The following is a 7,301-nucleotide window of genomic DNA, read 5'->3' on the forward strand; positions in this document are numbered from 1 at the left end:
TTCCGATCAATAGCGAACTGCTTGCAGCAGCGCTTCGCTATCGCCCAAAAATAATTAAAAAATCACGTTAAAATGCCCGAAACCCATACCTCATATTTGGTTGATCCTGTCAATGCGTAAGTCCTAAAATATTCAAAATTTCTGCCTCCTGCCTCCTCAAAATTATGTCTAATTTACCAGCAGAACATTTACAAGTTCGAGATATTGGCGAACAAGGTCTTTTAGAGAGATTACAACGCTTTTGTCCTTCAGAGGTGATAGGTGATGATGCGGCAGTTTTGGCGACAGAATCAAAGCAATCTTTGGTAGTAACTACAGATATGTTAGTTGATGGTGTACATTTTAGTGATGTTACCACTGCTCCAGAGGATGCTGGTTGGCGTGCTGCTGCTGCTAATTTATCCGATTTAGCAGCTATGGGGGCTTTTCCCTTGGGTATCACCGTTGGACTGGGTTTACCAGGAGATTTAAGCGTTGAATGGGTTGAAAGAATGTATCAGGGCATGACAGAATGCTTGCAAAAATATAACGTTTCTATAGTTGGTGGTGATATAGTGCGATCGCCCATTACCACTTTATCCATAACCGCCTTTGGTCAAGCCAACCCTGATTTTATTATCCATCGTTCCACCGCTCAAATAGGTGATGCCATAGTCGTTACAGGTATTCATGGTGCTTCTCGTGGGGGCTTAGAACTGCTCTTAAATCCCGAAATAGGTCAAAACCTCAAATCAGAAGAAAAGGTGGCTTTAATCACCGCACACCAGCGTCCCAGACCACGTTTAGATGTCATACCCATTCTCAAAGAAATACTTTTCTCTCCCTGCTCCCTGCCCTCTGCTCCCTGCCTCATATCTGGGATGGATAGCAGTGATGGTTTAGCCGATGCAGTATTACAAATTTGCCGTGCTAGTAAAGTAGGCGCTATTTTAGAAGCAAGTAAAATTCCTCTACCATCAACATTTAATCATTGGCTCACACTACAGCGATCGCTCAATTATGCCCTATATGGTGGCGAAGATTTTGAATTAGTCCTCTGTTTACCACCACAAACCGCATTAGAATTAGTAAAAAAACTAGGTGCAGGTGCAGCCATTGTCGGTAAAATTACACCAGGCTCAACAGTAATTTTACAACATGAAAACGAAAAAATCCCCGACCAAGTTTTAACACTTAGGCAGGGATTTCAACATTTTAGTTAGGGAACAGGTAACAGAAGGCAAGAGGCAAAAGTTAATATTCTCCCCCTGCTTCCCCTGCTTCCCCTGCTTCCCCTGCTTCCCCTGCTTTCTTCACTGTCACCTGTCACCTAAATTATGCCCATTTATTGGCTACTAACTCAGCTAAGTCTAAAACGCGTTGGCTATAACCCCACTCATTGTCATACCAAGCCATCACTTTTACCATGTCATTGCCCATAACCAAAGTTAAGTTGGCATCAACAATGGAAGATTCATTTGTACCTTGATAATCAGAAGATACTAGAGGAAGTTCGCTATAACCTAAAATGCCTTTGAGATAGGTTTGAGAAGCATCTTTGAGGACTTGGTTAACTTCTTCTGTAATAGTGGGTTTTTCAACCTGAACTACAAAATCCACCATTGAAACATTAGGGGTGGGTACACGCAAAGCTGTACCATTCAGCTTACCTTTTAAAGCTGGGAGTACCAGAGCCACCGCTTTAGCCGCACCAGTAGAAGTGGGAACAATGTTAATACCAGCCGCTCTAGCGCGACGCAAATCACGGTGAGAAGCATCTAAGATGCGCTGATCTCCTGTGTAGCTGTGAGTAGTGGTCATTGTGCCTTTGATGATGCCAAATTTTTCATGCAGCACCTTGGCAATAGGAGCTAAACAGTTAGTGGTACAGCTGGCGTTACTGATAATGTGATGTACGTTGTGATCATAATCTTCATCATTCACACCCATCACAAAAGTACCATCTTCATTTTTACCAGGAGCAGTAATCAGCACCTTTTTAGCACCAGCATTAACGTGGCGCATTGCCCCTTCCTTACTGGTAAAAACACCAGTGGATTCAATAATCAGATCAATTTCCCATTCTTTCCAGGGCAAGTTATCTGGGTTGCGATCAGATACGCATTTAATGGTCTTACCGTTGACAGTAATGGAATTATCATCAGCAGTAATATCCGCATTTTGTAACCTTCCCAGCATCGAGTCATATCTGAGCAGGTGAGCATTGGTTCTAGGATCGGAAGTGTCATTGATACCCACAAGTTCAACTGGGCTATTCTCTCTACCTATCCAGCAGCGTGCGAAGTTCCGTCCAATGCGCCCGAAACCGTTGATTGCAACTCTAATCACAGTGTCTTGCCCTCTGTATTTATGCCTATAAATTGATATCGTTGACCGTTATATAAAACCTACTCAAAATTACTCATGAGCTTTGTTTACTTCCTGCTTCACTCTGGAAGTGTCGGCACTACCCAGTCCACAGGCTTTAAGATTGGGTGTAACTCACCCTACTGTGCAAATGCTTTAGGCTTGGTTATTACCTAAAAACAGGGTAATTATCACACCTTTGAGTGTTGAAGTCTAGATTTTTTCGCTCAATGAGTAGATTGGAGTAAATGTTTTGATTCTGTTCCAGACCCCAATCATATCGCAAAGGGGAGGAGTATTTATAACTATAAAGTGTTCTATCCCAAAAAAAATACAGAATTTATTCAGAATTATGAGTGTAAAGATTGTGAGTGGCGATGTACAAGCCGACTGATTTCGGTACTAAATCATCAATGGAACAGCCTTGGCGACAAAGTTCACGGATGATACTTGACGAAACTCTTACTAAAGGTGTATGCAGTAACTGCCAATTGATTGTATGTGATTTTTCTCTAAATTTTTTTTCTACTTGGTTGCAGATTGACTCAGTTTGAGCTATAGTCTCACCACCGACCTGTCGGGGGGCAATTAACCAATCACACATTTGTGCTAGTTCATATCCACGATACCAACGAGGTAAAGTTTGGAAAGCATCCAAACCGATAATCCAGTACCAATGAGTATTTGGGTAAAAAGCAGATAAATCAATCAGGGTGTTAATAGAGTATGAAGTCCCAGAGCATTCTCTCTCAATCAGTGAGACTGTAAAAGCTGGGTTATTTTTAGTAGCTATATCCAGCATTGCTACTCGATGTTCAAACAGTGCGGCTTGTTTATGAGGAGGATTTTTTGAAGGTATCCAAATTATTTGTTCCAGATGTAATTGCGTCAAAGCCATTTTGGCTATGAGTAGGTGTCCCCAGTGAACTGGGTCAAATGTACCTCCAAAAATTGCTAGTTTCTGCATTTGATGTGCGGGAATATTCAGGTAAAGTAAAGCACACTGCTAAAGTTTTGTCTCTTACTTCCTACCTCCTGCCTCCTAAAATTTCCTACTGCAACTAGTTGAATAATCTTTTCCCTACCAATGTATTATTGTAGTCAATTCACCTGCTGGCTGGATATAAGTAGAAAAGCACAAAAAAACAGACGTATGTAACGAAAAGTAAAGTTACCTAAAAGTCTCTTCCCTCCTGCCTTCTGCCTCCTGCCTCCTGCCTTGCCATAACGACCATTTTTAACGCCTACCTACTTAGTGTCAAATTATGTTTGTAACTCAAGGACTTCCGTAGCCACTTTTAGTAAAGCCATCAACGATATGTATTTAACATTACAGGATTTTTTTCCCGATGTTACCCCAGTTTTCAGAATAATCATAAAAAGATATCAGAAATAGAGAAACTCTCTCGTCAGGGTAATATCTTTCTGAACAAGCAAAAACAAAGTAAAAAATTAACCCTTTATTCAGATATGAAAATCCTACAGGAGCAGTATCTGTAAAAATCCAAATCCTGTTATGATACGCGTGTCTTATGTAAAGATTTTGTGGTGTGGTGTAAGAGGAACAAAAGATGAATAGTCAGATAGATTTTAGCGGTAGACCATTTCATTTCATTGGGATTGGCGGTATAGGAATGTCGGCTCTAGCTTATGTGTTGACAAAACGGCAATTACCAGTATCAGGTTCTGATCTGCGACCTAATCAGATTACACGCAAGTTAGAATCCCTGGGCGCTCACATTTTTAGTAGACAAGAAGCCAGCAATCTGGAGTTCTTTCGTCCTCAAGAATCGGCTGATGGAATAGTATTAAATTCACCAGAAAAATTGCCCGTTGATAAGTCTAACTTACCTCAAGTAATTTGTTCAACAGCTATTAATACCAATAATTTGGAATATAAAGCTGCCATAGAATTAGGTTGTCCAATTTTACACCGTTCTGATGTCTTAGCTGCCTTGATTGCTGATTATTATAGCATTGCTGTAGCAGGAACTCACGGCAAAACTACAACCAGTAGCATGATTGGTTATATGCTATGGCAAGCTGGTCTTGACCCGACCATTTTAGTCGGTGGAGAAGTAAATGCCTGGGAAGGGAATGCTAGATTAGGGGAAAGCAAGTATCTAGTGGCTGAAGCAGATGAATCTGACGGTTCTCTGGTGAAACACGCCCCAGCTATCGGGATAATTACCAATATTGAACTCGATCATCCTGACCACTACGAAACATTAGACGAGGTAGTTGAGACTTTCCAAAAATTTGCCGAGGGTTGCCAAATTTTAGTAGGTAGCATTGATTGTGACACAGTGCGCGATCGCCTTAACCCAAACATCAGCTATAGTCTACATCCAGATACCGGCGCTGACTATACTGTCACCAACATTGACTATCGTGCTGATGGTACAACAGCTTTGGTTTGGGAAAAAGGTAAAGCCTTGGGTGTATTAAATCTACAACTTTTGAGTCGGCATAACCTCAGCAATGCTCTAGCCGCAGTAGCCGTAGGACGCGCCCTGGGTTTAGAATTTGGGGAAATTGGTAAAGGTATTGCTACCTTTGAAGGAGCAAGACGGCGCTTTGAGTTCCGGGGAGAAGCGGCTGGTATTACTTTTATTGATGATTATGCCCATCACCCTAGCGAAATTCGTGCTACTTTGGCCGCAGCACGTCTTCAGGCTAGACCAGGACAAAGGGTAGTTGCCATCTTCCAACCCCATCGTTATAGTCGGACACTTACCTTTTTGGAAGAATTTTCCGAATCCTTTACCCATGCTGATTTAGTAGTTCTCACTGACATTTACAGCGCCGGAGAACCAGATTTAGGACTGATTAATGGTGAACAATTAGCAGCAGAAATAGGGAAGCAGCATCAGCAGGTTATTTATCAACCGACTTTATCCTCTGTGTGCGAGTTTTTATTGTCAAACCTGCGTTCTGGTGATTTGGCGCTATTTTTAGGTGCTGGTAATCTGAATCAAGCGATTCCTGAAGTAATTGCTACACTTCGTGAACCAGCTAAAGCCACATCCTAAGCAAAGCACAGTTCTAGGTTTTCTAGGTTTTGTTTCTTGTGCGAATTTCCTATCTAGCAATAGTTTCATTAGTTAAACTTATTGCCGGAATTTTACGGTAAAAGAGTAATAAAAATTACCAATTAAAGCAACGATGATAACTTCCCCGGCTGCTGGAAACGTCTGTAAGATTTCTGCTTTGACTACAAATAAACAGCAAACAACTAATTCTGTTGATAGTGAAGTAATTTACTTACCCGGTACTGATTGTGTAATTAAAACCCAGGCTTCTTTATCAGCATTTACTTCCTACAGAGTTGGAGGAGAAGCCCAATTGTACGTTGCTCCACGCAACTTAGAAGCATTACAAGCAAGTATTGAGTACGCAAAAGAACAAGATTTACCAATAACAATCCTGGGAGCAGGTTCTAATTTGTTGGTCAGCGATCAAGGTATACCAGGCTTAGTGATTGCTACTCGTCATTTCCGTTCCAAGCACTTCGACCTAGAAACAGGTCAATTAACTGTCGCCGCAGGCGAATCTATTCCTAGCTTGGCATGGGAAGCCGCAGAATTGGGATGGGAAGGGTTAGAATGGGCTGTGGGTATTCCGGGAACTGTTGGTGGTGCAGTTGTGATGAATGCAGGGGCGCATAATAGCTGTATTGCAGATATGTTGGTGAGCGCGGAATTGCTCTCTCCTGATGGTACATTAGAAACTCTCACCCCAGCGGAATTAGGTTACAAATATCGGACTTCATTATTGCAAGGGGGAAAACGGATAGTTACTCAAGCAACCTTGCAACTTCAACCCGGTGCAGATCCAGCACAAGTTATAGCTACAACCAAACAACATAAACAACATCGCCTTTCTACCCAACCTTATAATTTTCCCAGTTGTGGCAGTGTTTTCCGCAATCCTAAGCCTTACACTGCTGGATGGTTAATTGAACAAGCTGGTTTAAAAGGCTATCAAATCGGTGGAGCGCAAGTTGCACAACTTCATGCTAATTTTATCGTTAATCGTGGTGGAGCTAAAGCCAGCGATATTTTCTGTCTCATTAATCATATTCAACGTGAAGTACAAGAACGTTGGTCAATTTGGTTAGAACCAGAGGTTAAAATGATTGGCGAGTTTCAAGCAGTTTGTTGATAGGGGACTGGTGACTGGTGACTGGTGACTGGTGACTGGTGACTGGTGACTGGTGACTGGGTAATCAATTTTATTTTTCCCAATTACCAATTACCAATTACCAATTACCCATTACCCATTACCAATTACCCAACCCAACTATAATTGAATTTGATTTGTTATTCAAAGCATAAGTGGAAAATTTGTTTTGACAGCAGGAAAAGGACAGGGATTTGGTTTTGGCCTAGGAAAAATGAAAGAACTTGCGGACGCTTTTAAAAAAGCACAGCAGGTTCAAGAAGGTGCAAAGCGTCTCCAAGAAGAATTAGAGCAAATGGAAATTCAAGGAGAATCTGGTGGTGGACTGGTTAAAGTAATTGTTAGTGGCAACCAAGAACCCAGAAGAGTAGAAATTTCCCCAGACGCAATAGCACAAGGTTCAGAGCTACTTTCCGACCTCGTAACAGCAGCTATGAAAGATGCCTACAACAAGTCTACTGCGACTATGCGGGAACGTATGGAAGATTTGACTAGTGGACTAGAACTGCCTGGATTATAGTCAATTAGTTATTAGTCATTAGACTTGTCCGAAAATTAAATGTGCGTTTTCTAAAACCCTTGTAGAGACGTTCTATAGAACGTCTCTACATTACAGCAGTTTTCATGTCTTTAGACCACAGTCAGAGCGAAGCATTCGGATGATAGTCTTAGGTAAAAACCGATAATTAATTGTCCGAATGCTGATGCTTCCAGCACGCTTCGCGAACGCCCCTACATTGTTGACGCGAAACCTAAATCAAAATGTGGTTTAT

General features: G+C 41.6%; 6 protein-coding genes. 4 read left to right on the forward strand and 2 right to left on the reverse strand.

What is annotated here, in order from left to right:
* The first annotated feature begins 164 nt into the window (after positions 1 to 164).
* Positions 165 to 1,202, forward strand: a complete 1,038-nt coding sequence (gene thiL / locus FFR48_RS23545) for a thiamine-phosphate kinase (protein WP_137669043.1) — start codon at positions 165 to 167, stop codon at positions 1,200 to 1,202.
* Between the two features lie 112 nt (positions 1,203 to 1,314).
* Here thiL and FFR48_RS23550 read toward each other — a convergent pair whose 3' ends face one another.
* Positions 1,315 to 2,328 (reverse strand): type I glyceraldehyde-3-phosphate dehydrogenase, encoded by a 1,014-nt coding sequence (locus tag FFR48_RS23550; protein WP_096569099.1) that lies wholly within the window; start codon positions 2,326 to 2,328, stop codon positions 1,315 to 1,317.
* Positions 2,329 to 2,686: 358 nt separating this feature from the next.
* Positions 2,687 to 3,313: a nicotinate (nicotinamide) nucleotide adenylyltransferase gene (gene nadD / locus FFR48_RS23555; RefSeq protein ID WP_137669044.1), complete on the reverse strand. Its 627-nt coding sequence runs from the start codon at positions 3,311 to 3,313 to the stop codon at positions 2,687 to 2,689.
* Between the two features lie 604 nt (positions 3,314 to 3,917).
* Between nadD and murC the strand changes: the two genes are divergently transcribed.
* From murC to FFR48_RS23570, 3 genes are all read left to right on the forward strand, one after another.
* The gene (murC, locus tag FFR48_RS23560) at positions 3,918 to 5,378 is read left to right on the forward strand and encodes a UDP-N-acetylmuramate--L-alanine ligase (RefSeq protein WP_137669045.1); all 1,461 of its coding nucleotides are present in this window, start codon (positions 3,918 to 3,920) and stop codon (positions 5,376 to 5,378) included.
* 133 nt (positions 5,379 to 5,511) lie between these two features.
* Positions 5,512 to 6,510, forward strand: coding sequence for a UDP-N-acetylmuramate dehydrogenase (gene murB, locus FFR48_RS23565; RefSeq protein ID WP_137669046.1), 999 nt, complete (start codon positions 5,512 to 5,514; stop codon positions 6,508 to 6,510).
* A gap of 187 nt (positions 6,511 to 6,697) precedes the next feature.
* Positions 6,698 to 7,048, forward strand: a complete 351-nt coding sequence (locus FFR48_RS23570; RefSeq protein ID WP_096569112.1) for a YbaB/EbfC family nucleoid-associated protein — start codon at positions 6,698 to 6,700, stop codon at positions 7,046 to 7,048.
* Positions 7,049 to 7,301: the final 253 nt, after the last annotated feature.

The organism is Sphaerospermopsis reniformis, from assembly GCF_005402885.1.
Classification (GTDB): domain Bacteria; phylum Cyanobacteriota; class Cyanobacteriia; order Cyanobacteriales; family Nostocaceae; genus Sphaerospermopsis; species Sphaerospermopsis kisseleviana.

Excerpts from the sequence above, each read along its gene's own strand:
- nadD (WP_137669044.1), bottom strand. The coding sequence starts at position 3,313 with ATGCAGAAACTAGCAATTTTTGGAGGTACATTTGACCCAGTTCACTGG.
- thiL (WP_137669043.1), top strand. The coding sequence starts at position 165 with ATGTCTAATTTACCAGCAGAACATTTACAAGTTCGAGATATTGGCGAA.
- murB (WP_137669046.1), top strand. The coding sequence starts at position 5,512 with ATGATAACTTCCCCGGCTGCTGGAAACGTCTGTAAGATTTCTGCTTTG.
- murC (WP_137669045.1), top strand. The coding sequence starts at position 3,918 with ATGAATAGTCAGATAGATTTTAGCGGTAGACCATTTCATTTCATTGGG.